The following is a 22,183-nucleotide window of genomic DNA, read 5'->3' as shown; positions in this document are numbered from 1 at the left end:
GACAGTCGGGGCGCGGCACCTTGCGCCCCGGAACAAACGGGGCCTGATGTTTTCCTACTGCACTGATCCGTCGACGCTCTCGGGACTGACCTGGCTGTCCTGCTACCTGACCACCGGAAAGCATATGGCCTTCTACGCCAGTTTCGGGACGGTCATGATCCTGTTGGCGGTGACGGCCCCGGCGGCCCTGCTGTTCGGGTTTGGCGGCGCGGTGGCGGCGCGGTCCACCCTCGCGCCCCTGCGCTGGATCGGGAAGGGCTACAGCTCGATGGTGCGCGGCATCCCCGATATCGCGTTCTTCCTGTTCGTGCCGATCGCACTGGATCAGGGGCTGGAATACCTGCGCCACCACGCGAAATGCCCCGACTGGACCGAGGCCATCCGGCAAGGCAGCGATTTCGTGGTCTGTGCCGAGGCCAAGCTGCCGCTCTCGACCAGCCCGCAATGGGTGCATGAGGTCTATGGCTTCTCGCTGGCCGTGCTGGCCTTTGCGATCGTGTTCGGTGCCTTTGCGGCCAATGTGCTCTTTGGCGCGATGCAGGCCGTGCCCCGCGCCCAGATGGAGACCGCCGAAGCCTATGGCATGACCCGGCGCCAGAGCTTCTGGCGCGTCATGGTTCCGCAGATGTGGCTGTTTGCTCTGCCCGGCCTGTCGAACCTGTGGCAGATCCTGGTGAAGGCGACGCCGCTTCTGTTCCTGCTGGGGGTAGAGGATATCGTCTATTGGGCGCGCGAACTGGGCGGGTCCAAGACGGCGCGGTTCACCGATTACCCGCACGGGGATTGGCGGCTCTATTACTTCCTCGGCTTGCTGGTCTTCTACCTGTTCCTGACATCGATCTCGGAGCGTCTCTTTGGCAAGCTGATGCAGCGGCTCAGTCATGGGCAGGCGACCATGGCCGGTGAGGCCCAGCGCAAGGCGGCCCCGGCATGAGCTGTTGGCAGACCATTCAGGACTACGCGTTTCGGTCCATCGGCTATGGGGAGCGTTTGCTGCCCCGCTCGGATTTCACCCTGTGCGAGCAGTTCACCCTCATCGGCTCAGGCCTGATCTGGAACATCTATTTCGGGGCCTGCGCGCTGGCGCTGGGGTTTTTCCTCGCCACGCTGGTGGCCATGGGCAAGGCCTCGGACAGACCGTGGATCCGGCGCCCGGCGGACTGGTTCATCTTCGTGTTCCGGGGCTCTCCGCTCTTCATCCAGTTCTTTCTGGCCTATTTCTTCTTCATCCAGCTCAAATCCGTCTCCGGTTTCTTTGACCCCTTCACATCCGCCTGGGCCGGGGCGCTGGTGGTACTCTTTTTCAACACTTCCGCCTATGCGGGCGAGATCTTCTACGGCGCGCTGCGCTCGGTGCCCAAGGGCGATCTGGAGGCTGCGGATGCCTATGGCCTTGCCGGCTGGACAAAGTTCCGGCGGGTGACATGGCCGACCATGCTGCGGCTTGCCTGGCCCTCTTATACGAACGAGGCGATCTTTCTGTTTCACGCCACAACCCTGGTCTTCTTCGCGGGCTTCCCCGCGTTTCAGCAGCGGGGCGATGCGCTGTACTACGCGAATTATTTCGCCACCAAGACCTTCAACCCGTTCATCCCCTACCCGATCGTGGCCTTCTATTTCATCCTGCTGACCCTCGCGGTCATCATGGGCTTTGGCCTCGTGAACCGCCGTCTCAACCGGCATCTGGCCCCGCAACAGCGCCCAAAACTGAAATATCGGCCTCAGCTTATCCGTTAACCTTTCGACCACGCTTGCGACACTAGGATTAATGCGACTAGGCTGACGCAGGGAAACACTAGGTCACGATGGATATCGGCATTCTGCAATGCGGTGAGCCTCCGGAGGAGGTGCGGTCTCGCCATGGCGGATACGAGACCCTTTACCCGCAGCTTCTCGAGGGGGCGGGCATGCGGTTCACGACCTATGATGTCGAGAATATGGCCTTCCCCAGTGCCCCCACCGATCAGCAGGGCTGGCTCGTCTCCGGCTCGCGCCATGGGGCCTATGAAAGCCACGATTTCATTCCGGCGCTGGAACGGTTCATCCGCGCCGCCTATGCCGCCCATATCCCCATGGTCGGGATCTGTTTCGGCCACCAGGTCATCGCCCAGGCCCTGGGCGGGCGGGTCGAACCCTTTGCCGGGGGCTGGGCCGTGGGGCGGCAGGGCTATTATTCCGAGACCCTCGGTACGCTCTATCTCAACGCCTGGCACCGCGATCAGGTGGTCGAGGCCCCGCCCAGCGCCGAGACCTTCGTCTCCAGCGCCTTCTGCGCCCATGCCGGGCTGGTCTATGACACCCGCGCCTGGAGCGTGCAGGCCCATCCGGAATTCACGCCGGAGGTGCTGAGCACGCTGATCACCTCGCGCCGGGCCATCGACAACGTGCCCGCCAGCCAGCTTGACACGGCGGCGCTCCAAGTGGATCAACCGGTGGACAATGCAAAGATCGCCGACGCGATTGCCGCCTTTTTCCACTTGGACAGGACCCCGGATCATGGCCGAAACGCCGCTTGAGCGGATGCTCACCGCCGTCCCCGAGACGGCACGGGACTACCTTGATGGCAGACGACTGGACGAGGTGGAGTGCATCGTCTCGGACCTCGCCGGTGTGGCGCGGGGCAAGGCGATGCCTGCGGGCAAGTTCGCGCGGCAGATGTCCTTCTTCCTGCCGAACTCGATCTTCTTTCAGACCATCACCGGCAGTTGGGCCGAGGCCGCGCTCGACGGGTTCACCGAGCCGGACATGGTACTGAAACCGGATCTGAGCACGGCCATGCCCGCGCCCTGGACCGCAGATTGGACCCTGCAGATCATCCACGACATCGAGGATCAGACCGGCGCGCCCATGCCCGTCGCCCCGCGCAATGTGCTCAAGCGGGTGATCGGGCTCTATGAGGCGCGGGGCTGGACCCCGGTGGTCGCCCCGGAGATGGAGTTCTACCTGACCGCGCGCAACGTGGACCCGGCCATTGCGATCCAGCCGCCCATGGGCCGCACGGGGCGCCGGGCCGCCGCCCGGCAGGCCTATTCCATGTCCGCCGTGGACGAATACGGCCCGGTGATCGACGACATCTATGATTTCGCCGAGGCGCAGGGGCTCGAGATTGATGGCATCACCCAAGAGGGCGGCGCCGGGCAGATCGAGATCAACCTGCGCCATGGCGACCCGCTGCGGCTGGCCGACGAGGTGTTCTATTTCAAACGGCTGATCCGCGAAGCCGCCCTGCGCCATGACTGTTTCGCGACCTTCATGGCCAAGCCGATTCAGGACGAGCCGGGCTCGGCCATGCATATCCACCATTCGGTGATCGACGCGGTCACCGGTGCGAATATCTTCACCGCCCAGGACGGCTCTGAAACCCCGGCCTTTCAGCACTTCATCGCCGGGCTGCAGCGGCATCTGGCCAGCGTGGTGCCGCTCTATGCTCCTTACGTGAACAGCTACCGCCGCTATGTCCCGGACAATGCCGCACCGATCAATCTCGAATGGGCGCGCGACAACCGGACCGCCGGGCTGCGCGTGCCCGTGGCCACCCCCGCGGCGCGGCGGGTGGAGAACCGGCTGGCGGGCATGGATTGCAACCCCTATCTCGGGATCGCGGCCTCGCTGGCCTGCGGCTATCTCGGGCTTGTGGCCCAGACCGATCCCAAGCCGCAATATATCGGCGATGCCTATTCCGGCTCCGATGATTTGCCGCCCGAACTGGGCGCGGCTCTGGACCTCTTTGCCGAGGCCGGAGAGCTGCGCGAGGTGCTCGGGCCAGAGTTTTGCCGGGTCTACGAGATCGTCAAACGCCACGAATATGGCGAATTCCTGCAGGTCATCTCACCATGGGAGCGGGAGCATCTGCTTCTGAACGTCTGAGGTGAACCTGCTCGACGTCAATGACAGCCCCGGGACCTACCCGCCGAGCTACTACGCCGAGACCACCCCGCCCCTCGCCCCCTTCCCCGGCGCGCAAGGCCACCTGCACACGGATGTCTGCGTGGTGGGCGGCGGCTATACGGGCCTTTCGGCGGCGCTGCATCTGGCGCGGCGCGGCTATGACGTGCTGGTGCTCGAGGCGCAGCGCTTCGGTTTTGGCGCCTCCGGGCGCAATGGCGGTCAGGTGGGCTCGGGCCAACGGCTCGAACAGGAAGTGCTCGAGGCCCGCTACGGGGCGGAGCCTGCGCGGTTTCTCTGGGACAGCGCGCAGGAGGCGCGCGCCCTTGTGGACAGCCTCGTGGCCGAGGGGATCGACTGCGATCTGACCCCCGGCGTGATCTATGCCACCGAACGGAGCGGCGATATCGGCCCGGCCCAGGACAGCGCCGCGCATCTGGCCGACCGCTATGGCTATGTCACCACCCCGCTGGATCGCTCCGAGGTTCAGGCCCTGACCGGCAGCCCGGCCTATTGCGGCGGCGTTCTGGATCCCGGTGCGGCCCATCTCAACCCGTTCAAGCTGGTCCTTGGGCTTGCAAGGCAGGCGCAGAATGCGGGCGCGCAGCTTTGCGAGGGCAGTCGCGTCACCGGGATCACCGATGACGGCCCCCATGTGCAGATCACCACGGCCGAGGCCAATATCACCGCCGAGCATGTGGTCCTCGCCGGGAATGGCTATCTGGGGGAGCTGGACCCGCGCACCGCCGCCCATGTCATGCCGATCAACTCCTATATGATCGCGACCGCGCCTCTGGGCGATTTGGCGGACGAGATCCTGCCGCAGCGCCACGCGGTTGCCGACAGCCGCTTCGTGGTGAACTATTTCCGCCTGTCACCGGACCGCCGGCTGCTCTTTGGCGGTGGCGAGAGCTACAGCTACCGCTTTCCGAAGGATATCGCGGCGAAGGTGCGCCGCCCGCTGGCACAGATCTTTCCGCAACTGGCGCAGGTCGAGATCGACTATGCATGGGGGGGCACGCTGGGCATCACCCGCAGCCGCCTGCCCTATGCCACCCGTCCCAGCCCGCGCGTGCTGAGCGCGGGAGGGTACTCCGGGCATGGCGTGGCCTTGTCGATCTGGCTCGGGCGCGCCATGGCGCAAGCCATCGATGGCGATGATCGACGGTTCGCGCGCTTCGCCGAACTGCCGGTGCGGGCCTTTCCCGGGGGGCCTGCCCTGCGCGGTCCGCTCCTCTTCGGCGCGATGAGCGCGGCGGCCCTGAGCGATCGCCTGCCCCTCTGACGAAAAAAGCCGCGCCGGCTCAATGGGCAAACGCGGCCTGTTCGCTTCGGGCAAAGCCCCGTGGATCAGCTCATGCCGGAGAGCTTCTTTTGCAGATCCGCGAGCTGGCGCTTGATATCGTCGATATCCGACGTCTCCTCGGTCGGAGCTTCCTCGCCCTCGGCACCAGGCACGGTGCCGGGCGTTTTCCAGCCCCCCATCATGGTCTCCAGAAAGGCGCGTTGCTGCTTCTGCATCTGATCGAACCCGGGCACGGCGGCCATGGGATTGGGCATCCCTCCGAGGTTGTTGATCATCTTCTCCTGGCTGTCGCGCAGCATTTCGAAGGACGCGGCCAGGAACTGCGGCACCACGGATGTGGACTGCCCCGCATAGCTGCGGACCAGATCCGTCAGCACGGAGATCGGCAGCACATTCTCGCCGCGGCTCTCATGTTCCGCAATGATTTGAAGCAGGTACTGGCGGGTCAGGTTGTCACCACTCTTGAGGTCGACAATCTGGACCTCACGGCCATCCCGGATGAACCGCGCGATATCTTCCAATGTGACGTAGTCACTCGTCTCGGTGTTATAGAGACGCCGGCTCGCATAACGCTTGATCAGCAGCGGTTTATCAGTTTCTGCCACAAGACCCCTCCTTCTTTTGGCGGTGCAGCGAAGCTTAGGGCAGCGCTGCAGAAAAAGAAAGAGGGGGTGAGCCAATCCCGGGGCGCGATCGGTTCAGCGCCCCGGATCCGGAAACAATCGACCGTTTACTTGGTCTTCCGGCGCGGTGCGGCCTTTTTCTTGGCGGCCGGTTTCGGCGTGCTGACTGCAGAGGCGATCTCCTCCTGCATGTCCTTGGTCGCGCCCATCATCAGCTCGACCGTCTCCATCTGCACCTTCTTGGCGATTTCGGCATAGGCCGACATCATCTCGGCGGACATCTCTGCCTGCGCCGCGGCGAACTCGCTCATCGCCTTGGTGTAGTCGGCCGGATCCGACTTGGAGGTCGTCACGTCGCCCATCTTGCTGAGCGTGTCCTTGGCCCATTGCGCGGAGACGTCATTGGCGCGTTCCGCCGCTTCGAGAGCGACCTGGGACATCTTGTCGGCCAGCTCGGCGGAATTCTTGAACGCGCCGGTCATGGCGCTGTTGTCCATTTTATACGCCGCCAGCATGTCCGTGATGTATTTGGTGAAATCGTCGTTCTTGACCATGTTCTTTTCCTCAGATGTGTCCGTGCAGGACATTAACAGACCGCGCAACGACTGTACGGAAAGACCGCTTGGTCCTCCAACAGGATTCTGCTGCAGTGCAGCGATATGCCCCAGCCCGCATAAAAAAAAGAGGTGAGCCTTGCGGCCCACCCCTTCTAACGGAACACCTGATTGGGAGGAGGAAGGTGTTCTGTTACAAGCGCTTACTTTGCAGCAGCGACTTTCTTGGCTGCGGAAGTGGCTTCAGCAGTTGCTTTCTTGACAGCGGCGGTGGTCTCTTCCTGGACTTCCTTGCCAGCGGCCAGCATCAGCTCGACGGTTTCCATCTGAACTTTCTTGGCAACTTCAGCGAAGGCAGCCATGTTCTCGGACGCCATTTCAGCCTGTGCGGAGGCGAAATCGGTCATCGCTTTGGTGTAGTCGGTCGGCTCGGTCTTGGCGGCGGTGACGTCGCCCAGCTTCGAGATGGTCTCTTTGGTCCACTTGGTGGAGATCTCGGTCGACTTGTCAGCGGCTTCCAGAGCCACTTTCGACAGCTTCTCGCTCAGAGCGGCGGAGTTCTTGAAGGCGTCCGTCATGGCGGATGTGTCCATCGGGAACGAAGCCATCAGGTCGGACATGTATTTGGTGAAGTCTTCAGCTTTAGCCATTGTTTCTCTCCTCGGCGCTTCCACCCGACCGCCGGGTGTCTTCTGCGTCTGGAAAGATATATACGTGCTGCACTGCAGCAAATCAAGTCGTGATTGCTGCAGTGCAGTATTTTTTAAATTGCGAATTATCAGTCGCTTGGCGTGGAAACCACGTAATTTCCGGGTGCCGCAGCGAGAACAGGGTGAGTCGCATCCCCCGGTTGACGGGCCGGGATCTGTGCCCCGGAGCGCCGCTTGAGCCAGTCCGACCAGCGCGGCCACCAGGAGCCCTCGTGGAACTCGGCCTCCGCCAGCCAGGTCTCGTCCTCGCCCATGGGGCCGTCATTGGTGTAGTGCCCGTATTTCATCTTGCTCGGCGGGTTCACGATCCCGGCGATATGGCCCGATTCCGAGACCACAAAGGTCTTGTCACGGCTGCCGAACTGCTTGAACCCGGCATAGGCCCCTTTCCAATGGGCGATATGATCGGTCTCGCAGGCGATGGAATAGGCCGGGGTTTTCACATCCGACAGGGACAGGGTTTCGCCGCAGAGCTCGAACTCCCCCTTGGCGAGCTTGTTGCCCTGGCACAGGTCGCGCAGATACTGCACCACCATCTTGCCCGGCAAGTTCGTGCTGTCGCCATTCCAATGCAGCAGATCGAAGGCAGGCGGCGCCTCCCCCATCATGTAGCTGCGGATCGCGGGGCCATAGACCAGGTCATTGGCCCGCAGATACGAGAAGGTCCGGGACATGAAGAAGGAGTGCAGGTAGCCCTTGTTGGCCACCTCGCGCTCGATCCCGTCCACGAAGTCATCATCGAGGAACACGGCCATCTCGCCCGCATCCTCGAAATCCGTGAGCGTGGTAAAGAAGGTCGCCGAGCGCACGGATTTATCGCCGCGCTTGTTCATCAGCGCCAGCACCGAGGTCAGCGTGGTCCCGGCGATGCAATACCCCACCGTGTTGACCTGCTTCTCGCCGGTGATCTTCTTCACCTCCTCGATCGCCGTCAGGTAGCCCTCTTCGACATAGGTATCGAGGCTGACATCCGCATAGCGGTCATCCGGGTTCACCCAGCTCACCACGAAAAGGGTGTAGCCTTGCTCCACGATCCATTTGATCAGCGAGTTCTTGGGCTTCAGGTCGAGGATGTAGAACTTGTTGATCCAGGGCGGGAAGAGGATGAGCGGCGTCTTGCAGACCGTCTCCGTCTTGGGCGCGTACTGGATCAGTTCGAACATGCGGTTTCGGAAGACGACCGAACCTTCGGTGGTGGCAAGATCCTGACCCACATGGAACGCCTCCGGATCCGACAGGGTCACCAGATGCTCGCCGTGATTGGACTCTATGTCGCGGACCAGGTTCTCCATGCCCCGGACAAGGGACTCGCCATTGGTCTCGACCGCCTTCTCCAGCGCGTCCGGATTGGTCGACAGGAAGTTCGCCGGCGAGAACAGATCCACGATCTGCTTGGAGAAGAATTCCACCCGTTTCTTGTCGTTCGGCTCCAGATGATCAAGGTCCGCCACGGCCTTTTCGATGGTCTCGGCAGAGATCAGATACTGCTGTTTTACAAAGTTAAAATAAGGATGGGTGTCCCAGAGCGGGTTCTTGAACCGCCGGTCGCCCGTATGCTCATCATGGGGGGCGGCAAGCTTGCCCTTGGCCAGCATCTGCTGCGCCTCCACCACGTGTTTCAATGTCTTGCCCCAGTACTGGACCTGGTGCTCCATCAGCTTCGCAGGATTGTTCAGAACCTCCGTCACATAGGCCGATGCGGCCTTCATGTAGACGTCCGTTCCCGGCCCCTGAAGGCCGGTATCATGGGACTCACGCTGAGAGATGGCTCGGACCAATCGTTGCGAAAGATCTTCCATTCTCGCAACATTCGCATTCAATTTCTCTAAGTTTTCGCCCATATCTTCGCCTGCGACGCTGCGCTCCTTCGACTCGGTTGTCATACCACCACTTTCCCCGTATGTTCCGCGACCTGAGACTATCGTCGCCTGCACGGGGGGGCAAAGCGACGAATTGATCCGGGCAACCGGGAGTGAAGGAGACGTCGTGAAGTACCTCGTGACATACGATCTGATGGAAAGTGCGCGAAATACGAATGAGTGGCTGGGGGCGACCGCTCGTGCAATGGCCTCCTACCCGGCCACGGGCATGATCCCGAACCCGTTCTTCAAGGTGATGGCCGGCTGGGGCGAAGTGACCGAACGGACCTTCGCGCGCATGGTCGCGAAGCCCGACTGGGGCATCCGGTCCGTGGTCGCCGAGGACGGCCGCGACCACCTGGTCGAGACCGAGATCGTGGTGCCGCGGCCCTTCGGAGATCTCATTCGTTTCAATGTGTTGGGCCGTCCGAAGAAGCGCCGCAAGGTGCTGCTCGTGGCGCCCATGTCCGGGCATTACGCGACCCTGCTGCGCTCCACCGTGCTGAGCCTGCTGCCCGATTGCGAAGTCTATATCACCGACTGGCACAACGCCCGGGACATCCCGGTCTCCGAGGGCAAGTTCGACGTGGAGGATTACACCCTCTACCTCGTGGACTTCCTCAAGGAGATGGGCCCCGACACCCATGTCATCGCCGTGTGTCAGCCCGCCCCGCTGACCCTTGCAGCGACTGCATACCTGGCAGGCGAAGAGCCGGACGCTCAGCCCCGCTCCCTGACCCTGATCGGCGGTCCCATCGACCCGGACGCCACCCCGACCGAGGTGACCGATTTCGGCAACCGGGTGACCATGGGCCAGCTGGAACAGACGATGATCCAGCGGGTCGGCTTCAAATATGCGGGCGTGGGCCGGCTGGTCTATCCGGGCCTGCTGCAGCTGGCGTCCTTCATGTCGATGAATGCCGAGCGGCACTCCAAGGCCTTCACGGATCAGGTGGTCCGCGTTGCCAAGGGCGAGGCCACGGATCACGACGCCCATAACCGCTTCTATGACGAGTATCTGGCGGTCATGGACATGACGGCGGAATTCTACCTCTCGACGGTGGAGCGGGTCTTCAAGAACCGCGAGATTGCCAAGAATATCTTTACCGTGAACGGGGTGCAGGTGGATCTGGGCAAGATCACCACCGTGGCCGTGAAGACGGTCGAAGGCATGGATGACGACATCTCGGCCCCGGGCCAATGCGTCGCGGCGCTCGACCTCTGCACCGGCCTGCCGCAATCGAAAAAGGCAAGCCATCTGGAACCGGGCGCGGGCCATTACGGCATCTTCGCGGGCCGCTCCTGGCGCAACAACATCCGGCCGCTTGTGCTGGAGTTCATCGACGCCAATAGCGATCTCGAGCCGAAGGCGGCCAACACCAATGCGGGCACGGCCGCCAACTGAGCGCCCCCAATAATGACGCAAAATGCCGCCCCTCTGGGCGGCATTTTTCATTTTAACTCAGGCAACTGAAGACAGAAGCGCAAGTAACGCTTCACCCCAGGCGATCCGACGCGCGCCACGCACCTTCCGACAAGGCGGCAAGCTTGGCATAGGCGATATCCGGGTCCACGGCGCCGAACCCGGCAAAGGTCCCGAAACCGCAATCGGATCCCGCGATGACCCGCTCCGCTCCGACGATCCCCGCAAAGGTCTCGATCCGCTGCGCCACCAGTTCGGGGTGTTCAACGAAGTTCGTGGTGCTGTCCACCACGCCCGGCACCAGGATCTTGTCCTCGGGGATCTCTGCCTTGCGGTCGCGGAACACGGTCCATTCATGGGCATGCCGCGGGTTGGAGGTTTCAAACAAGATTTGTTGCGCCCCCACCCCCATCAGCGTGCTGAACACCTTGTCCATATCGATGTCGCAGACATGGGGACCCTCGTAATTGCCCCAGCAGATATGGACCCGCACCCGCGACGGATCGATCCCTGACAGCGCGTGGTTCAGCGCCTCCACATGGCTGGCCGCGATCTTGAGGAATTCGTGATCGGACAGGTCGGTGAAGAGCATGTGCCGCGACAGGGCCAGATCCGGGCAGTCGAGCTGCAGGTAGAGCCCGGCATCGACAATCGTGCGGTACTCCTCGGCCATCGCATCGGCCAGCGCCGCGAGATAGGCGTCGCGCGTTGGGTAGAAGTCGTTTTGCAGAAAAAGCGATATCACCCCCGGCGAGGCCGCGTTCATGAACCCCTCCGAGGCGCCCTCCGCCGCCATGGCCGCCTTGAGGTTGGCAATGTCGATCTCCAGCTCGCCCTGCCCCTTGGAGCGCACCTCGCCCACGCACATGGGCCGCGCATAGGTCGGGGTCCCGCCATCATCTTTCAGCCGTTCCAGAAAGGCCGGAAACATCTTCAGATCCGCAGGCGCATTGCGTTTGCTGTCCCCGGCAAAGCCCGTGTAGCGGTCCTTCACATAGGTGGCATAGCTGATCTTCGAGGTCTCGCCATCGCTCACGATGTCGATCCCCGCCGCAACCTGCTTGGCCACCGTCTCGGCACTGCCCTTGGTCATGGCCGCTGCAAAGGCGTCGGCGTCATAGGCTGCCTCCTGCTCGCGGGCGAAGATGAAATCCACCACCTCCTGGCTGCGGGGCAGGCTGCCCACATGGGTTGTTCTGATAGCCACCGATGTTCCTCCTCACTCGGATCGTCTCCGCCGCCCCGATCGGCGCGGCGTGGTCGTCGGTCCCCCCGGGGGGCGTGGGCGCGGGCCTCTAGCCCGTCGCCAGCAGGATCTGTTTCCAGATCGCTGTCTCGTCATAGATCGTATAGTCGCGCCGAACCTTGGGTTCGGCGGCGCCAAGGCTGCCAAACTCCAGATGGGTGATCCCGAGGATATAGACCTCGGCCCCGGTCGGCGCCCCGAACGCCCCCCAGCCATCATGCCGCCCGTGGAGCGACCAACGCATGGCCGCACGGGGCGGCATCAACGGGTCGTCGCGACCGATCAGGTGATCGATCTGGAACGTCGCCGAGGGAAAAGCCGCGCGCAACTGCATCCAGAACCGGTCCACCGCCTCGTGGGAATGCCCGGTCAGCCCGCCCGGGTACTCGACCTGACAGGCCCGGTCATAGGTCTCGGGAATGACGGCCATGTCCGCCCCCATGATCCGGGTCAGGATCTCGGCAGCCCGGTCGCCCCAACGACTGGCATTGCCGCGCCCTTTATAGGGCCCCGGTCGATCCACTGCCGGGCTGAGCGGACGCGGACAGAGCTCTGGCCCGCCCTCACGGGCGATCTGATCCGCGGCAAAGGCCTTGGGATCCCAGCCCATCTGTCGCACGATGGCGCCCTGATCGCGGATCAGCCATTCGTCATCGATCCGGTTCTCGCGCGCATGGCAATCGGCCATGATCCGATAGGTCAGCCGTTTGCCCGTGGCCGCCCCATACGCCCCGTCGCCCATATGGGTCGCGGTACTCAGCAACCGGTGCGAGCTGAGCATCCCGGTCTCCGGCGTCCCGGACCAGATGACGTCTTCGCCCAGCAGCGTGCGATCAGGGAACTCCGCCAGAGTCGCCATGGTCGCCGCGATCACCCCCTCATTCCCGATCACCACCGAGGCCGGCGAGCGCACGACGATATCCGGCGCATAGTATTGGTGGAGGGTCGCGATCCCGCGATCCTCCCAGATCTCCTTGGTGATCCCGATGATATAGTCGGGGAAATCCTGAAACTTGGGGTCAAAGCCCTGCATCTGGCCATCCTTCCGGCACGCGTGCGGAGGCGCGCAGAACGAGCCTCCCGGTGATTTCTTTCTTCTCGGGCGGGCGGTCCGGGTCTTCGATCAGACCGAGCATCAGCTCCACCGCCTCCGATACCATGCGGTTCGAGGGTTGCCGCCACGTGGTCAGCTGATAAGCGCCCCATTCCGCAAGCGGGACGTCGTCATATCCCACGACCGAAACATCCTCGGGGACGCGCAGGCCGAGCGGGCCCCGCAACGCGTCGAGCACGGAAAACGCCATATGGTCATTGCCCACAAAGATCGCATCCGGCGGCGTGTCCATCGCGAACAGGGCCTTGGCGGCCTCCGCCGCCTCATGGCGCCGGTAGTGGCCGTCGAGCACGGCACAGGGCGCACGGCCCAGATCCGCCAGCCCCGCGAGAAAGCCCGCCTCGCGGTCCCGACCCGTGCTGGAGCCGGTCCAGCCGGTGATATGGGCAATCCGCCCATGCCCCCCCGCCACCAGAAAGCGCGCCACTTCGCGCGCGCCGTTGAAATTGTCCGAGGTGACAGAGGACAGGCGCGGATCATCCTGCCCGCGATTGAACAGCACGACCGGAATCCCCGCCGCCTCGCAGCGTGCGGTGATCTCGTCGGACATGCCCACCGAGGCGGTGATGATCCCGTCCACCTGATAATCCAGCAGCTCGCCAATCACCTTGTCCACCTGCGCGCCGGTGCCCGAGGCCATGAAGATCAGGATGTGATAGCCCTTGTCCTGCAGGGCGGTGGACAGACGCTCCAGAGCATCGGGATAGAACTGGTTGTCGAGATAGGCGACCACGAGGCCGATGATCTTGGACCGCCCGGTGATCAGCGACCGCGCGAGGACGTTGGGCCGGTAGCCCAGTTGATCCGCCGCATCCCGCACCTTGCGCGCCGTCTTGGGCGAGACCGAGGCCCCCGGCGTGAAGACCCGGCTCACCGCCGACTGGCTGACGCCCGCCGCGCGCGCCACATCGGTCGAGGTGATCCTGTCGCGGGCCATGGTCAGCCGCTGGTCCAGCCGCCATCGACCAAGAGGCCGGTGCCCGTCACCATGGCGCTGGCCGGCGCGCAGAGGAACACGACCGCGCCCATGATATCCTCGACCTCGGCCACCCGGGGCAGCTTGATCTTGCTCATGATCCAGGCGCGTTTCTCCGGGTCCGCAAAGGTCGGCTCCGTCAGGGGGGTGCGGATGAAGGTCGGGCAGAGCGTGTTGACGCGGATGCCGCGCGGTCCGAACTCCTGCGCCATGGCCTTGGTCATCCCCTCGACCCCGTGCTTGGAGGCACAATAGACCGCCCGGTCGAGCCCGCCCACATGGCCCATCTGACTGCTGATCTGCACGATGCTGCCGCCCTCGGGCATGTCCCGGGCCGCATTGGTCGCAAGGAAATAGGCCGCGCGCAGGTTCACGGACATCACCGCGTCGAAATCCGCCGGATCCGTGTCGAGCGCCGCCGAATGGCGCGCCAGCCCTGCCGAATTCACGAGGCAATCAAAGGGCGCCTGCGCGTCAAAGAACGCGCTCTGCGCCGCCAGATCGGTGACGTCCAGCGCCTTGGCCTCAACCGACCAGCCTTCGGCCCGCATCTCGGTCACCACGTCATTGAGTGTCTCGGCACCGCGCGCTGCAAGCACCACATGGGCCCCGGCCTCGGCCAGCGCCACGGCGCAGCCCAGCCCGATCCCGCGCGAGGCACCGGTGACGAGGGCCCGGCGGCCATCGAGACGAAAGGAAGGAGTACGGGGAAGGGTCATCGGGGCTCTGCGTTCTTGCAATCCTATGCAAGCCCAAGTGCTAGCCTGCCATCTGTGCCCTGTCGAGGCTCAGTCCGGATATTTTATGGCGCGAAACGGCGGAAAATCCGCGTAGCGTTCGGCCCGGTCCGGGGGTGGTGGATGCCGGGCCGAGGCCAGCAGCCCCTTGGGGCGGATATAGGACAGGATCCGTTTGCGCGGTGCCTCGCGCCAGGTCAGGTTGAAGGCCGCCGTCTTGGGAAAGAAGTACACCTCGTGGAAGTCCAGGTGATCCCAGAGCCACCAGGCCAGATCGCGCCAATCGCGCCCCTCGGCATAGCGCCGCGCGAACCACGGGATCGAGAGGCTGGTGCAGGCCCCCATCCGCCCTTTGGCATCCCGCCGGTCCCAGATATGGCCCGCGTAGTTCTTCGGGTTGGCCGCGCATTTCTGAGGGCGCACCGAGCTGGCCCCGAAATGGTTCAGCTCCGGCGCACGATAAGCCGAGCGGATATCGATCGGCCCGAAGGTTTCGACAAGCGGATCCAGCAAATTGACCGCCAAGGCCCGGCCAGCCGCGATTGCTAGGGCCGGATCGTCGGGAATATTCGATATCTGATAGAAATTCCCGATTTCAGAGCCCAGAAAGTCTCGTAATGCGAAATATCTGCTGAGGCGAACGCGACCCAAATCCTCCAATCCGACATAGGTGCCGGGCTTTTTGCGGGGGATGCGGGTCGGATCCCGGCTCATCGCAAGGCGATCCCGCCCCGGGGTGGCAGCTCCCGCATCCGCGCCATCACATCGACGCCGATCTGGCGGTAAAGGTCGAGCAGATCGACCAGCACCCAGTTTTCCCGGATCAGCCCGTCCTCGAGCCGCCAGAAATCGAGCGAGCGGAGGGTCACCTCCTGCCCCGCGGGCGCGATCCCAAGCCAGCCATCGCCGGCGATCGTCTGGGCCATGTTGGGCCATCCGGTCACGCCAACAAACGCCCCCTCGCCGAAGAAGTGATGCGTGACCCGTTCCGGATAGGCACCGCGATCGGGCATGGCCTTGAGGAACGGGATCTGGTGGTGGTGGCGAAATCCAGCGGTCCCGCGCCCGGTGCCGATCCCGGCCGGGCCGTACCACATCATCTTCGGGTGCCAAAACCGGTCGAGCTCCATCACCTCGGGACCGCCTTGCCCGGGATGCCGGATCATCGCCTCCAGCATGGCCACCACATGGGCGCAGGAGGCCGCCCCTTCATCCCCGTGTGGCCCCTGCCCGCTGCCATCGGCTGGGCCGGGGATGCACCAATCGCGCCCGAGGCTCGGCGCCATGGGCCAGGCGCCCGCCTGCATCATCAGCTCCGGCAGGTCCCAGATCGCCTGCATCTCGACGATCCTGCCTGCCTCGACGCGAAAAAACTCGTGGAAGCGCATATGGGCGACGCGCTGGGTCGGCGGAATGCCGAGGAAGGGCGCGATGAAACTGCCGAGATAGAGACCGGCGCTGCCGATCCAGAGGGCCCCGTCATGATCCTCTCCGGCGATCCGGATGTAGTCCCGACGCTCCGCATCGGGCATGGCCGCGGCCAGCGGGGCGAGCGCCCCGGACCAAAGCCCGTCCCAGCCGGTCAGATCCCCCAGCGGGTGACAGAGACGGATCGCGGCCCCCTCGGCAAAGGCCGCGCGCCCGGCTTCGGCCCCGCCTGCCAGATCATGGTAGAGCGCTTGGTGGAGCCCGGCGATGGCCCCGGTCGGGTCATGGGACTGAAGCACGCCCTGCCCTCCGTCAGGCGGCTGCGGCTTGCGCCAGCACGTCCTCGACCGTGGCCGCGATCAGCGCCAGACAGCGGTCATCGGAAAACCGGTGGTCCGCCCCATCCACGAGGGTCAGGCGCATATCAGGCCCCTGCGCATGATCAAGCAGCCGCAGGGCCAGCCGCGTGGGCACGGTCTCATCCCCGGTGCCGTGGAGGAACCGCGTCACCATCGGCAAGGGCAGCGGATCGCGCAGCACGAGGTTCTGACGGCCATCCTCGATGAACTTGCGGGTGATGATATAGTCGCTGTCCTCGTAATCCGACGGCCGGGCGATGAAGCCATCGCGGTCCATCTGCGCCTTTTCGGCCTCGGACATGCCCTCCCACCATTCATCCTCGGTGAAGTCCGGCGCGGCGGCGACGGTCACGAGCCCGACCACCCGCTCGGGCAGCGCGCGCGCCATCCGCAAGGAGATCCAGCCGCCCATGGAAGATCCGACCAGCACGAGCGGCCCTTCGGTGCGCGCCGCGAGCATTTCGGCGGCGTCCTCGCTCCACTCACCGATGCAGCCCTCGGCGAAGACGCCGCTGCTCTGGCCGTGGCCGGAATAGTCGAACCGCAGAAAGGCGCGCCCGGTCTGTTGCGCCCAGGCTTCAAGATGGAGCGCCTTGGAGCCGTCCATGTCGGATTTCAGCCCACCGAGAAAGACCACCATGGGCCCTTGTCCCTCGGTGGCATGATAGGCGAGGCGGCGTCCCTGCGGGGTCTCGAGATAGGATGGGCTGGGCGCGGACATGGGCAGCGATGCTCCTTGGGCAGGTCTCGTCACAGGGTTAGACAGCGATCTGGCAACGCGCAACCACCCTCAGGCCAGCGCCAGTTCCGGGTCCCGGGCCAGATGCAGGCGCAGAGCCGCCGTGCGCGCGAACCGTCGGGTCAACGCGGTACGCCTCGCCCCGGCCAGCTTGTGCTCGGCGGGCATGCGCTGGATCTCGGCGTCATAGGCATCGGCCAGGATCAACCCGGTATCCTCGGGCAAGAGATCACAGGGAAACGCCCCGTCCACGGCCCAGAAATAGCGGTCGCACCAATCGAGATAACCGCCCCATTTCGCATCCGAGGTGAAATCCGCGCGGCTCGATTTGCATTCCACCACCCAAAGCTCGCCCTTGGGGCCGAGCGCCATGACATCCACGCGCAGCCCGCGTTCGGGCACGAATTCCTCGAGACAGGCGAAATCGAGGCTGCGCAGATGGCGGCTGACACCGCGGGCCAGTTTCTGGCCGGGCTGGAGGTCATTGGGCATACCGGAAAATATGAACAAGTCATGAACATCTGTCCAGACGTTTCGCGCTTGTTCGGGGCAGGTGCAGGCCCTATGTACCCAAGAAGGCGGGTACTGCCGTACTCGACATGGGCCAAATTCCGGTGGCCTTAAGCAACTCCGAGGGAGCTGGCTCTGTTTGGACCGTGGTCCACTTACCTGGCGCCCACCTGTATATACAGGTCCTCGGGAATTCAACGCCTCCCCGGTACAGGGTGGTCCCGCCGCTTGCCCGTCAGACCAGATGCCGCTCTTGCAGATCCGGACCGCGCTTGCGCGGGCGCCGCACGACCGGGATCGGGCTGGGCTGCAGGCGCGGCGAGCGCGCACGGGTCCCGCCGCGGGGCGTGTCCTTGTCCTCGGGCTCAGCCATGCGCATGATGGCGATGGCAAACTGCACCCCGCAGAAGACCACCGCATTCGAGATGACGAGCATCGCGGTGACGAGCACTGCCTCATCCGAGTGGGACACCAGCGACCAGAGCCCGCCGATATCGAAGGCATAGAGCATGCCGACAAAGGCGATTGCGATGCCAAAGCCGATGAAGCACTGGCGGATATAAAGACGAATGAGTTCGGGCATTGGGGCACTCCCTTTCCCTGCTAGAAATAGCATCCCCAACGCGCTTTGCCAGAGCCACCGACCGGGGGTGCGCGCGCATTGGCCCCTCTGCCGAAGAAATAAGCCGAAAACCGCCCGGATGCGGGATTTGCACTAATATGGACGCAGCCGGAGCGCGCGCTAGCTGTCCCTCAGCCATAGGAGACACAGCATGCCCTTTCCCCGATCCGCCCGCATCCCCGCCCTCGGCCTCGCGGCGCTCAGCCTATCCGGCAGCCTTGCCCTGGCGGATGTCTCGATCGCCTTTGACGAGGGCGCGCCCAAGGACCGGTTCATGATCGTCTATACCGGCGAATGCCCGCTGGGCCCGACGGATGTGATCGTCGATCTCGAAGGCTCGGACGGGGCGTTGATCTTTGATGTAGCCGAAGGCGGCGCCGGGGTCGAAGTCTTTCAACCCATTGATGTCATTCTGGGTGCCGAAGACATCGCCGGGGTCAGCGAGTTGCGCGACGGGGATCGCAGCGTCACCATCCGCTTCGACCGGATGATGCCGATGCAGCACGCCGCCTTCACCGTCGATGTGGATGACAGCGCAGGCAGCCGTCCCACCGTGGTCTCGGGGGCCGAGATCCGTGGCGCCAAGGCGCGTGTGGCACAATCCGGGGCCGGCGTGCTCGAAGGGACCTTCGATGACAGCGCCCGCGCGCTGGTCCGCGTTCCGGGCTGCATGAGCTGAGCACAGCCCCCGAAACGACCCCATCTTGCCCGCGTTTCCGGCGCGACTATTTCGCGGGCAAGGTGCATTCTGCTTGCGCAATCAGGGTTTTTCTATAGGTCGGGTCTGCGAGGTAATGCGGATGGACAATGACCTTTCAGACAACACTGGCGTCGCCAGCCCCCGTAGAGCGTAGCGCACAGGACTGGGTCCGTGTTCTGGCCGCGTATCGAACCCCCAACACAGCCCGGAGCGTCTTTGAGCTCCTTGTGACCCTGGCCGGATTTCTCGGCATGTGGGCGCTGGCGGTCTGGGCCCTGCAGAGCAGCGTGCTCGCCGCGGTGGCCATTGCGATGATCAACGGGATCTTTCTGGTCCGTCTGTTCATCATCCAGCATGATTGCGGACACGGATCCTACCTGCAGAACCGCAAGGTCGCGGACTGGCTCGGGCGCAGCATCGGTGTTCTGACCCTGACGCCCTATGATTACTGGCGCCGGACCCATGCGATCCATCACAACTCTTCGGGGAACCTGGATGCGCGCGGGCTGGGCGATGTGACGACCCTGACGGTGGCGGAATACAATGCCCGCGACTGGCTCGGGAAGCTGCGCTACCGCGCCTACCGCCATCCGCTGACCCTGTTCGCGATCGGTCCGGTCTATCAGTTCTTCATCCAGCACCGCCTGCCCATCGGCCTGATGCGGGCCGGTGCGCGCTACTGGATCAGCGCCATGGGCACGAACCTGGCGCTCGCCTGCCTGATCGCGACGATCTGGTATCTCGGCGGCTCCTCGGTCGTGCTGGCGATCTATGTGCCCACCGGAGCGGCCGCGGCAGCCATGGGCGTCTGGCTCTTCTATGTCCAGCACCAGTTCGAGACGACCCATTGGGACGAGGCCGAGGACTGGCAACTGCATGAAGCCGCGCTGGCCGGCAGCTCCCACTACGATCTGCCCAAGCCCCTGCGCTGGCTGACCGGGAATATCGGGATTCACCATGTGCACCACCTTTATAGCCGGATCCCGTTCTATCGGCTGACCGAGGTCCTGCGGGATCACGGATCGCTGGTGGAGATCAGCCGCCTGACCCTGTGGGAAAGCTTTGCCTGCGCCCGCCTGCATCTGTGGGACGAAGGCAGCCGACGGCTGGTCTCCTTCCGTCAGGCACGCGCGCTCTAGGCCGCGCACCAACGGCCACAGATGGACAGGGGTGTCCGGTAAGACATGGGCCCCACCCGGGGCCCATTTGCGTTAGGCGAAGTCTTCGGGGCGCGCTTCGCGTGCCATGTGGTCGAGCACGGCGTTGACGAAACGCGGCTCTTTGCCTTCGGGAAAGAAGGCGCGCGCCACATCCACATATTCGGTGATCACCACCTTGGGCGGTGTCCCCGCATCCGACAGCTCGGCCCCCGCGGCGCGGAAAAGCGCGCGCAGGGTCGGGTCGATCCGGTCGATGGGCCAGGCCGAGGCCAGCGCCCGGTCGGTCATCTGGTCGATCTTCGCCTGCAGGTTCACCGCATCGCGCACGATCCGGCGAAAGAGGTCCACATGGCCCTCGGCCATCTCGACCTCGTCATAGGTCGCGCCGAACCGGTGATCTTCGAACTCGCGGATCACGTCATCGGTCATCTGCCCCGAGACTTCCATCTGGAACAGGGCCTGCACGCCATAGAGGCGCGCGGCGGATTTCGCCTGCCGCTTGGCGGCGAGTTTGGCCGGTACCTTGCTCATGCGGTGGTCGTTCCTTCGCCACGGCCCGCCACCAGAATGGTCTCGGATTTGGGCTTGAAGCCAACGCCCTTGGTCTCGCTGGCATAAGAGCGCGACAGGGCGATCAGATGCAGCGCCGCCGCCGCAGCCCCGCCGCCCTTGTTCTGGCCCTCGGGATCGGCGCGCACGAGGGCTTGCTGCTCATTCTCCACCGTCAGGATGCCATTGCCGAGGCAGGCCCCCTGCAGACCGAGCAGCATCAGCCCGTGCGAGCTGTCATTGCAGACGGTCTCGTAATGGGTGGTCTCGCCCCGGATCACACAGCCTAGCGCCACATAGCCATCATAGTTCGACTGCACATGGGCGATCCGGATCGCGGGCGGGATCTCCAGCGCGCCGGGCATCTGGACCACGTCATAGCTGGCCCCGGCCGCGTCGAGCACGGCCTTGGCACCGGTCAGAAGCCCCTCGGCGATCTCCTTGTAATAGGGCGATTGCACGATGAGCAGCTTCACCGGCTTGTCAAACTGCGGCGTCGGCAGCTCGGTATGGGCGTCTGTCTGGGCCATGATTATCTCTGTATCGGAATTTTGCGGGTGCCCAGGATCGTGAGGCCGTAAGCCTCGAGGCCGATCACCTTGGGCGACGGGGAATTGGTCAGAAGGATGAGCTCCGACAGGCCGAGCGAGGACAGGATCTGTGCCCCCAGCCCGTATTGGCGCAGGGTCTGCGGCGAGACCTCTTCATCGGCCACCAGCTTCATGGTCGTATCACGCAGCAAGACCACGATACCGCGCCCCTCTTCGGCGACACAGCGCATGGCATCGCCGAACTCACCGGCGCGCCCGGCCCCGCCGGTGCCCACGATGTCGAGCATCGGATCGAGTGCATGCATCCGCACCAGCACCGGCTCCGGCGTGGTGATGTCGCCCTTGATCAGCGCGATATGCTCGGCGCCCTGGGTCTCGTCGGTGTAGATCTTCAGCGACCACTCGCCGCCAAACTCCGAGGTGAGCGTGCTTTCCTTGGTCACCTTCACGAGATTGTCGTTGCGGCGGCGATAGGCAATCAAGTCCGAGATCGTCCCGATCTTGAGGTTGTGCCGCTGGGCGAAAGCCACCAGATCCGGCAGCCGCGCCATGGAGCCGTCATCATTCATGATCTCGCAGATCACGCCCGACGGGTTCAAACCGGCCAAACGGCTCACATCCACGGCGGCCTCGGTATGGCCTGCACGCACGAGCACGCCGCCATCGCGGGCGCGCAGCGGGAAGACGTGGCCCGGGGTCGCGATATCCGAGGCGCCCTTGGAGCCGTCGATCGCCACGGCCACGGTCAAGGCCCGGTCAGCCGCCGAGATCCCCGTCGAGACGCCTTCGCGGGCTTCGATCGAGACGGTGAAGGCGGTCTCATGGCGCGAGGAGTTATGCGACGCCATCAGCGGCAGCCCCAGCTGGTCGATCCGCTCCCCGGTCAGGGTCAGGCAGATCAGGCCCCGGCCATAGGTCGCCATGAAGTTGACCGCATCCGGTGTCGCCATCTGGGCCGGGATCACCAGATCCCCTTCATTCTCGCGGTCCTCATGGTCCACAAGGATGAACATCCGGCCATTGCGCGCGTCTTCGATGATCTCATCGACGCTGGAAATCGCGTCGGAGAAGTCCGTCTCAAGTGTCTCGGCCATCGTCGCTCCTATCGTGCTGCGCGCCAGATACCTCAGCC

At 64.1% G+C, this 22,183-nt stretch carries 24 protein-coding genes and 1 other RNA gene; 9 read left to right on the top strand and 16 right to left on the bottom strand.

Going from position 1 to position 22,183, the window contains the following annotated elements:
- Positions 1-46: 46 nt before the first annotated feature.
- The 5 genes from ACP15I_RS11975 (at position 47) to ACP15I_RS11955 (ending at position 5,170) form a co-directional block, all read left to right on the top strand.
- Positions 47-934 carry an ABC transporter permease gene (locus tag ACP15I_RS11975; protein ID WP_424975259.1) on the top strand — a complete coding sequence of 296 codons (888 nt, stop codon included), beginning with the start codon at positions 47-49 and terminating at the stop codon, positions 932-934.
- Entirely contained in the window at positions 931-1,737 is an 807-nt protein-coding gene (locus ACP15I_RS11970) for an ABC transporter permease (RefSeq protein ID WP_424975258.1), read from the top strand. The genes ACP15I_RS11975 and ACP15I_RS11970 overlap by 4 nt, the downstream gene beginning before the upstream one ends.
- 68 nt (positions 1,738-1,805) lie before the next feature.
- Entirely contained in the window at positions 1,806-2,516 is a 711-nt protein-coding gene (locus ACP15I_RS11965) for a type 1 glutamine amidotransferase (protein ID WP_424975257.1), read from the top strand.
- Positions 2,497-3,867 (top strand): glutamine synthetase family protein, encoded by a 1,371-nt coding sequence (locus ACP15I_RS11960; protein ID WP_424965924.1) that lies wholly within the window; start codon positions 2,497-2,499, stop codon positions 3,865-3,867. The genes ACP15I_RS11965 and ACP15I_RS11960 overlap by 20 nt, the downstream gene beginning before the upstream one ends.
- Position 3,868: 1 nt before the next feature.
- Positions 3,869-5,170 (top strand): FAD-binding oxidoreductase, encoded by a 1,302-nt coding sequence (locus ACP15I_RS11955; RefSeq protein ID WP_424975256.1) that lies wholly within the window; start codon positions 3,869-3,871, stop codon positions 5,168-5,170.
- Positions 5,171-5,235: 65 nt separating this feature from the next.
- Here ACP15I_RS11955 and phaR read toward each other — a convergent pair whose 3' ends face one another.
- The 4 genes from phaR to ACP15I_RS11935 form a co-directional block, all read right to left on the bottom strand.
- The gene (phaR, locus tag ACP15I_RS11950; RefSeq protein ID WP_424965922.1) at positions 5,236-5,796 is read right to left on the bottom strand and encodes a polyhydroxyalkanoate synthesis repressor PhaR; all 561 of its coding nucleotides are present in this window, start codon (positions 5,794-5,796) and stop codon (positions 5,236-5,238) included.
- Between the two features lie 125 nt (positions 5,797-5,921).
- The gene (locus tag ACP15I_RS11945) at positions 5,922-6,368 is read right to left on the bottom strand and encodes a phasin, PhaP (protein ID WP_424975255.1); all 447 of its coding nucleotides are present in this window, start codon (positions 6,366-6,368) and stop codon (positions 5,922-5,924) included.
- Between the two features lie 203 nt (positions 6,369-6,571).
- Complete coding sequence (locus ACP15I_RS11940; protein WP_424965920.1) at positions 6,572-7,018, bottom strand: Phasin; 447 nt, start codon at positions 7,016-7,018, stop codon at positions 6,572-6,574.
- A gap of 128 nt (positions 7,019-7,146) precedes the next feature.
- The gene (locus ACP15I_RS11935) at positions 7,147-8,961 is read right to left on the bottom strand and encodes a PHA/PHB synthase family protein (RefSeq protein WP_424975254.1); all 1,815 of its coding nucleotides are present in this window, start codon (positions 8,959-8,961) and stop codon (positions 7,147-7,149) included.
- A gap of 103 nt (positions 8,962-9,064) precedes the next feature.
- On the opposite strand from ACP15I_RS11935, the gene phaZ reads away from it, so the two are divergent.
- Positions 9,065-10,342 carry a polyhydroxyalkanoate depolymerase gene (gene phaZ, locus ACP15I_RS11930; RefSeq protein WP_424975253.1) on the top strand — a complete coding sequence of 426 codons (1,278 nt, stop codon included), beginning with the start codon at positions 9,065-9,067 and terminating at the stop codon, positions 10,340-10,342.
- A gap of 91 nt (positions 10,343-10,433) precedes the next feature.
- Here phaZ and ACP15I_RS11925 read toward each other — a convergent pair whose 3' ends face one another.
- The 8 genes from ACP15I_RS11925 to ACP15I_RS11890 all read right to left on the bottom strand — a co-directional run bounded on the left by ACP15I_RS11925 (position 10,434) and on the right by ACP15I_RS11890 (position 17,451).
- Complete coding sequence (locus ACP15I_RS11925; RefSeq protein WP_424975252.1) at positions 10,434-11,567, bottom strand: cobalamin-independent methionine synthase II family protein; 1,134 nt, start codon at positions 11,565-11,567, stop codon at positions 10,434-10,436.
- Positions 11,568-11,655: 88 nt separating this feature from the next.
- A complete protein-coding gene (locus ACP15I_RS11920) occupies positions 11,656-12,639 on the bottom strand; it encodes an ester cyclase (protein WP_424975251.1) in 984 nt (327 codons plus the stop codon).
- On the bottom strand, positions 12,626-13,657 hold the full coding sequence (locus tag ACP15I_RS11915) for a LacI family DNA-binding transcriptional regulator (protein WP_424975250.1): 1,032 nt from the start codon (positions 13,655-13,657) through the stop codon (positions 12,626-12,628). Before ACP15I_RS11915 ends, ACP15I_RS11920 begins: the two co-directional genes overlap by 14 nt.
- A gap of 2 nt (positions 13,658-13,659) precedes the next feature.
- Complete coding sequence (locus ACP15I_RS11910; RefSeq protein WP_424975249.1) at positions 13,660-14,415, bottom strand: SDR family NAD(P)-dependent oxidoreductase; 756 nt, start codon at positions 14,413-14,415, stop codon at positions 13,660-13,662.
- A gap of 69 nt (positions 14,416-14,484) precedes the next feature.
- Positions 14,485-14,946, bottom strand: coding sequence for a hypothetical protein (locus ACP15I_RS11905; protein ID WP_424975248.1), 462 nt, complete (start codon positions 14,944-14,946; stop codon positions 14,485-14,487).
- Between the two features lie 197 nt (positions 14,947-15,143).
- Positions 15,144-16,160, bottom strand: coding sequence for an ester cyclase (locus tag ACP15I_RS11900; protein ID WP_424975247.1), 1,017 nt, complete (start codon positions 16,158-16,160; stop codon positions 15,144-15,146).
- 13 nt (positions 16,161-16,173) lie between these two features.
- Complete coding sequence (locus ACP15I_RS11895; protein WP_424975246.1) at positions 16,174-16,941, bottom strand: alpha/beta fold hydrolase; 768 nt, start codon at positions 16,939-16,941, stop codon at positions 16,174-16,176.
- 69 nt (positions 16,942-17,010) lie between these two features.
- Positions 17,011-17,451, bottom strand: coding sequence for an MmcB family DNA repair protein (locus ACP15I_RS11890; RefSeq protein WP_424965910.1), 441 nt, complete (start codon positions 17,449-17,451; stop codon positions 17,011-17,013).
- An 87-nt stretch (positions 17,452-17,538) separates the two neighbouring features.
- Between ACP15I_RS11890 and ssrS the strand changes: the two genes are divergently transcribed.
- Positions 17,539-17,695, top strand: a non-coding RNA gene (gene ssrS / locus ACP15I_RS11885) — 6S RNA.
- 9 nt (positions 17,696-17,704) lie between these two features.
- Here the strand turns inward: ssrS and ACP15I_RS11880 are convergent.
- Positions 17,705-18,052 (bottom strand): hypothetical protein, encoded by a 348-nt coding sequence (locus ACP15I_RS11880; RefSeq protein WP_424975245.1) that lies wholly within the window; start codon positions 18,050-18,052, stop codon positions 17,705-17,707.
- Positions 18,053-18,242: 190 nt separating this feature from the next.
- Between ACP15I_RS11880 and ACP15I_RS11875 the strand changes: the two genes are divergently transcribed.
- Together ACP15I_RS11875 and ACP15I_RS11870 are read left to right on the top strand one after the other, a co-directional pair.
- Positions 18,243-18,770, top strand: a complete 528-nt coding sequence (locus ACP15I_RS11875; RefSeq protein WP_424965908.1) for an aggregation factor core — start codon at positions 18,243-18,245, stop codon at positions 18,768-18,770.
- Positions 18,771-18,898: 128 nt separating this feature from the next.
- Positions 18,899-19,930 (top strand): fatty acid desaturase, encoded by a 1,032-nt coding sequence (locus ACP15I_RS11870; RefSeq protein ID WP_424965907.1) that lies wholly within the window; start codon positions 18,899-18,901, stop codon positions 19,928-19,930.
- 72 nt (positions 19,931-20,002) lie between these two features.
- Here the strand turns inward: ACP15I_RS11870 and nusB are convergent, their stop codons facing one another.
- From nusB to ribB, 3 genes are read right to left on the bottom strand one after another with little or no spacing between them, the layout of a single operon-like run.
- Positions 20,003-20,482, bottom strand: a complete 480-nt coding sequence (nusB, locus tag ACP15I_RS11865; protein WP_424975244.1) for a transcription antitermination factor NusB — start codon at positions 20,480-20,482, stop codon at positions 20,003-20,005.
- Positions 20,479-21,030 carry a 6,7-dimethyl-8-ribityllumazine synthase gene (locus ACP15I_RS11860; RefSeq protein ID WP_424975243.1) on the bottom strand — a complete coding sequence of 184 codons (552 nt, stop codon included), beginning with the start codon at positions 21,028-21,030 and terminating at the stop codon, positions 20,479-20,481. The genes nusB and ACP15I_RS11860 overlap by 4 nt, the downstream gene beginning before the upstream one ends.
- Before the next feature lie 2 nt (positions 21,031-21,032).
- On the bottom strand, positions 21,033-22,145 hold the full coding sequence (gene ribB / locus ACP15I_RS11855; protein WP_424975242.1) for a 3,4-dihydroxy-2-butanone-4-phosphate synthase: 1,113 nt from the start codon (positions 22,143-22,145) through the stop codon (positions 21,033-21,035).
- Between the last annotated feature and the right edge of the window lie 38 nt (positions 22,146-22,183).

It is taken from the genome of Dinoroseobacter sp. S124A, from assembly GCF_049801015.1.
Lineage (GTDB): Bacteria > Pseudomonadota > Alphaproteobacteria > Rhodobacterales > Rhodobacteraceae > Dinoroseobacter.
This window is presented reverse-complemented; position numbering and strand designations above follow the sequence as displayed.

Excerpts from the sequence above, each read along its gene's own strand:
- ACP15I_RS11975 (WP_424975259.1), top strand. The coding sequence starts at position 47 with ATGTTTTCCTACTGCACTGATCCGTCGACGCTCTCGGGACTGACCTGG.
- ACP15I_RS11970 (WP_424975258.1), top strand. The coding sequence starts at position 931 with ATGAGCTGTTGGCAGACCATTCAGGACTACGCGTTTCGGTCCATCGGC.
- ACP15I_RS11965 (WP_424975257.1), top strand. The coding sequence starts at position 1,806 with ATGGATATCGGCATTCTGCAATGCGGTGAGCCTCCGGAGGAGGTGCGG.
- ACP15I_RS11960 (WP_424965924.1), top strand. The coding sequence starts at position 2,497 with ATGGCCGAAACGCCGCTTGAGCGGATGCTCACCGCCGTCCCCGAGACG.
- ACP15I_RS11945 (WP_424975255.1), bottom strand. The coding sequence starts at position 6,368 with ATGGTCAAGAACGACGATTTCACCAAATACATCACGGACATGCTGGCG.
- ACP15I_RS11940 (WP_424965920.1), bottom strand. The coding sequence starts at position 7,018 with ATGGCTAAAGCTGAAGACTTCACCAAATACATGTCCGACCTGATGGCT.
- ACP15I_RS11935 (WP_424975254.1), bottom strand. The coding sequence starts at position 8,961 with ATGACAACCGAGTCGAAGGAGCGCAGCGTCGCAGGCGAAGATATGGGC.
- ACP15I_RS11920 (WP_424975251.1), bottom strand. The coding sequence starts at position 12,639 with ATGCAGGGCTTTGACCCCAAGTTTCAGGATTTCCCCGACTATATCATC.
- ACP15I_RS11915 (WP_424975250.1), bottom strand. The coding sequence starts at position 13,657 with ATGGCCCGCGACAGGATCACCTCGACCGATGTGGCGCGCGCGGCGGGC.
- ACP15I_RS11910 (WP_424975249.1), bottom strand. The coding sequence starts at position 14,415 with ATGACCCTTCCCCGTACTCCTTCCTTTCGTCTCGATGGCCGCCGGGCC.
- ACP15I_RS11895 (WP_424975246.1), bottom strand. The coding sequence starts at position 16,941 with ATGTCCGCGCCCAGCCCATCCTATCTCGAGACCCCGCAGGGACGCCGC.
- ACP15I_RS11890 (WP_424965910.1), bottom strand. The coding sequence starts at position 17,451 with ATGCCCAATGACCTCCAGCCCGGCCAGAAACTGGCCCGCGGTGTCAGC.
- ACP15I_RS11880 (WP_424975245.1), bottom strand. The coding sequence starts at position 18,052 with ATGCCCGAACTCATTCGTCTTTATATCCGCCAGTGCTTCATCGGCTTT.
- ACP15I_RS11875 (WP_424965908.1), top strand. The coding sequence starts at position 18,243 with ATGCCCTTTCCCCGATCCGCCCGCATCCCCGCCCTCGGCCTCGCGGCG.
- ACP15I_RS11870 (WP_424965907.1), top strand. The coding sequence starts at position 18,899 with ATGACCTTTCAGACAACACTGGCGTCGCCAGCCCCCGTAGAGCGTAGC.
- nusB (WP_424975244.1), bottom strand. The coding sequence starts at position 20,482 with ATGAGCAAGGTACCGGCCAAACTCGCCGCCAAGCGGCAGGCGAAATCC.
- ACP15I_RS11860 (WP_424975243.1), bottom strand. The coding sequence starts at position 21,030 with ATGGCCCAGACAGACGCCCATACCGAGCTGCCGACGCCGCAGTTTGAC.
- ribB (WP_424975242.1), bottom strand. The coding sequence starts at position 22,145 with ATGGCCGAGACACTTGAGACGGACTTCTCCGACGCGATTTCCAGCGTC.